The organism is Yoonia sp. (genome assembly GCF_046292185.1).
Lineage (GTDB): Bacteria > Pseudomonadota > Alphaproteobacteria > Rhodobacterales > Rhodobacteraceae > Yoonia.
Genome location: NZ_JBKBQY010000155.1, coordinates 1 through 3,685, shown reverse-complemented (window position 1 = coordinate 3,685; position 3,685 = coordinate 1). Strand labels below are relative to the sequence as shown.

Genomic DNA, 3,685 nt, shown 5'->3' with positions numbered 1-3,685 from the left:
GTTTCGACAGCACCGGCCAGCACTTCGGCAAAGACATGATTGGTGACTGATGGTACCATGACGCCAACCGATTTGCTGGGTGCGCCCGCCAGCATCATGGGGGCGTTGTTGGGCAGATAACCTACCTCTTGCGCGGCATCTAGGATGCGGGTGCGCAGGGGTTGGCCTACAGAGATTGGATTGCGCAGGCAGCGGCTGACCGTCATCTTCGTGGTGCCGACGCGGTCCGCGATATCCTGCAAACCGGGTCGTCGCCGCTTGCGCCAAGACTCTGTGGATGTTTTCATAAGTTCTGTGGATCAATACCAAGGGCGGTAATCGCTGTGGTGATCACGGCATCCAGATCCTGTTCGACTGAGATATGCAGCACCTGTTCGCCCACAGGCTCTTCCAATTGTCTGAACTGGCTTTTGAGCATATCTTCACCGCTGAAATAATGATCGTCACGCGCCCGCATCCGGCTGCTAATAGTCTCATAACTTCCGTGCAAATAAAGGAATGTCAACGTCGGGTCTGCCGCGCGCAATTGATCGCGATACTGCCGCTTGAGCGCGGAACAGGCCAGCACCAGCTGTTTATTCCGCGTGATGAGATTGGCCAGCGCCGCCAGCCAGTCTACGCGATCAGCATCATTCAAGGGCTGACCCGATGCCATCTTTGCGACATTTGCCGCGCTATGCAGGCTGTCGGCATCAACAAAAGGCAGATCCAGCTTTGTTGCCAAAGCCTGCCCCACGGCGGTTTTCCCGCAGCCCGACACGCCCGTGACGACTACTTTCTCAACCTTGCTCATCGCATACACCAACTTTTCTGCTCTGTTTCAGTCAGGCGCGGGCCGTCTTGCGCCGCATTTGCACGACCATCGCCAGAAGCAATAACACCACGATCACAAGCCCTTTGGACAGGTTTGAAGCCAAAAGATATTCCGCCAGACTTTGACCGCGGGCATTCGCAATCAAAAGTGACCGCGAGAGGTTTGATTCAATCAGCGGTCCCAAGACAACGCCAATGATAATGGGGGCAGGCGGCACACCAACCTTTTTGAAGACTGCACCGACAATGCCAAGCGCGATGGCGATCATCACATCGAAAACGCTGTTGCGCAGCGAATAAGCCCCAAACAGCGATAGAACCAACACTGTCGGCACGATGTATTCCATCTTGACCTTAAGAATATAGGCAAAATACTTGATCCCGAAGGCACCGATCAGAGCCATGGCGACCACAGTCAGGATCATCCCGTAAAGAAAAATGAAGGCCACGTCGGGACGGGCCTGAAACAGGCTTGGCCCAAGCACGATCCCATGCACGACCAACGCCCCGGCGATGATCGCTGTGGTCGGGCTGCCTGGCACGCCAAGCGCCAACAGGGGCACCAGCGATGATCCGACCGTGGCGTTATTGGCGGCCTCTGCCGCGATGATACCTTCGACATTGCCAGTCTCAAAGGTTTCGGGCTGTTTGGAACTGCGCTTAGCTTCGGCATAGGACATGAAGACAGCAAGTGTTGTGCCGACACCGGGCAATAGGCCGACAAAATTGCCGATCACATTCGCCTTGAGCAGCAAAACCTTGTGGCGAAAAATATCACGGATTACGGCCATGCGGGTAATGGATTGTTCGACATAGCTGACCTGCTGATCCTGCCTCTTGCCAATGTTCAGGATCATCTCTGCGATGCAAAAAAGGCCCAGCACGACAGGCACAACAGAAATACCGCTGCGCAGATCCTGCTGACCAAAAGTAAACCTGTCCTGCCCTGATACTTGATCCAGCCCGATAGTTGCCAAAAACAAGCCAAACAGCACAGCAAAAGCCGCCTTGAGCAAGCTGCCCGCTAACGCGCCCACAATGATCAGCCCGGAAAGCGAGATGAAGAACATTTCTGCCGGGCCGAATTTGAGCGCGAAACTGGCCAGCGGAGGGGTGAACAAGATCAGGACCAGCACGCCAACGAAACCACCAATAGAACTGGAAAAAATTGAATAATAAAGAGCTTCTTTCGACCGGCCTTGTTGGGTCAGCGGATAGCCTTCCATTGCGGCGGGGGCGGCTACGACATCGCCTGGCACGTTGATCAGAATGGCCGTAATCGAGCCGCCATACATACAGCCCATGTAAATTCCACCTAGCAGCAGCAACCCCACCTCGGGCGGGAGCGCAAAGGTTAGCGGCAGCAAAAGAGAAATGCCGACCGCCCCATTAAGGCCCGGAATGGCACCGACGACGATGCCGATCAGCACGCCGGAAAACACCGCTGCAAGGACAGGCCAGGTCAGCAGCATTGGCAGATATGTCAGAATGTCCATGAATGCAGCCTTGGTCTAGCGCGCGGAAAGGTTCGGCGGGCGGTCAAAACCGCCCACCTTTAGGATCAGAATTGTTCGCTATTGGCCTCAATAACCTCGGCCAAAGCGGCGTTGGTTTCTGTGACTTTTGCGTTCACTTCGTCGCTTCCTAGGTATGCATAGGGCAGCGCAGCGGTTTCAAAGCGTGCGATCAGGTCTTCGTCTGTCGACATCGCGTCCAAAGCTTCTGTCAGGCGCGCACGGACATCATCAGGCAGACCCGAAGGGGCGACCATCACGCGACCGACTTCCATCACCTGATCGATGCCGAGTTCACGCAGTGTCGGCACGTCTGGAAACATCTCCATCCGCTCGGCCGATGCGAATGCCAAAGGTGCGCCGCCCGCATCGACGATTGGATCGTGGCTCATGGAAGATGTCGAGGCAAGATCGATGTGACCACCCATGATCGCGTTCATTAGCTCACCACCGCCTGCATAGCGCACGGGTGTCAACATAGCCCCAAGTTTGTCGCCAAAGGCCAGCGCGTTCAGCAGACCAAGCGATCCGCTGTCACCAACGATGACGGCACCGGGGTTTTCGTCGGCATGTGCCCGCAATTCATCCAGATTGGTGAATGCCGCACCGGGGCGGGCGAAAACGCCCATCGGGGTTGAATCGAATTGCGCCAGAAAATCCAGATCTTCTTCGGAGTTGAACGCGACCTCACGGGTGCTTTCGATCACGAAGTTATCGGGGTAGCCAAATACGCCCAGAGTATAGCCATCTGCATCCGCAGCTGCCATTTCGGCGATGCCAATTTCGCCACCGGCACCGGGCCGGTTGACGACGTTCATCTGAACGCCCAGCTCTTGTGCCAGCCGGTCGGACACCAGACGCGCCACCGTATCACCACCGCCACCGGCGCTATAGGGCACAATGATTGTAATCGGCTGTGCCGGATAATCCTGCGCCGTTGCAGCAAGCGGCAGCAGCATCGCAGCGGCCCCACCCATCAGTGTTGTCAAAAATTTCATAGTCTTCTCCTCCTTGGTAAGTCGTTCTTTGTGTTAGAGAAATGCACCTGCGGGCGCCGGCAGCCCAATAAGCTGGTCAAAAATCACATACATGACCAAGGTTGCGCCCACCGCTAGGGCAGCTGAGACGCCTACATCGTGCCAAAGCTGAATGGCACCCGTCGAGACGTAGCGGTGCCACAGGTAAATGGTGAAGATGAGCAGTGGCGAGGTCACGTAAAAGCCGAAGGCATATAGAGCAGCCGCGGCCAGGATAAGGATAGCGGCCGGTATGCCAATGCTGCGTATCCATGCAACAGGCATGGCTTCCGATTGCCCCCGTATTCCTGAAATGATGGCAACTGCCACGATCCCCGCACC

General features: G+C 56.1%; 5 protein-coding genes. All 5 read right to left on the bottom strand.

Translation table 11 applies throughout. From position 1 onward, the window contains the following. A partial coding sequence (locus ACK4TM_RS17235) for a LacI family DNA-binding transcriptional regulator (RefSeq protein WP_409703761.1) occupies positions 1-287 on the bottom strand: 287 nt, incomplete at its 3' end. Then, positions 284-793 (bottom strand): gluconokinase, encoded by a 510-nt coding sequence (locus ACK4TM_RS17230; RefSeq protein ID WP_409703758.1) that lies wholly within the window; start codon positions 791-793, stop codon positions 284-286. The genes ACK4TM_RS17235 and ACK4TM_RS17230, both read right to left, overlap by 4 nt. 31 nt (positions 794-824) lie before the next feature. Continuing rightward, entirely contained in the window at positions 825-2,309 is a 1,485-nt protein-coding gene (locus ACK4TM_RS17225) for a tripartite tricarboxylate transporter permease (protein WP_409703755.1), read from the bottom strand. A gap of 65 nt (positions 2,310-2,374) precedes the next feature. Continuing rightward, on the bottom strand, positions 2,375-3,325 hold the full coding sequence (locus ACK4TM_RS17220) for a tripartite tricarboxylate transporter substrate binding protein (RefSeq protein ID WP_409703752.1): 951 nt from the start codon (positions 3,323-3,325) through the stop codon (positions 2,375-2,377). Positions 3,326-3,358: 33 nt separating this feature from the next. After that, on the bottom strand, positions 3,359-3,685 hold a 327-nt coding region (locus ACK4TM_RS17215), incomplete at its 5' end, for a tripartite tricarboxylate transporter TctB family protein (protein WP_409703749.1).

Bases quoted from the DNA above. Each gene is read 5' to 3' on its own strand.
- ACK4TM_RS17225 (WP_409703755.1), bottom strand. From the start codon at position 2,309: ATGGACATTCTGACATATCTGCCAATGCTGCTGACCTGGCCTGTCCTT.
- ACK4TM_RS17230 (WP_409703758.1), bottom strand. From the start codon at position 793: ATGAGCAAGGTTGAGAAAGTAGTCGTCACGGGCGTGTCGGGCTGCGGG.
- ACK4TM_RS17220 (WP_409703752.1), bottom strand. From the start codon at position 3,325: ATGAAATTTTTGACAACACTGATGGGTGGGGCCGCTGCGATGCTGCTG.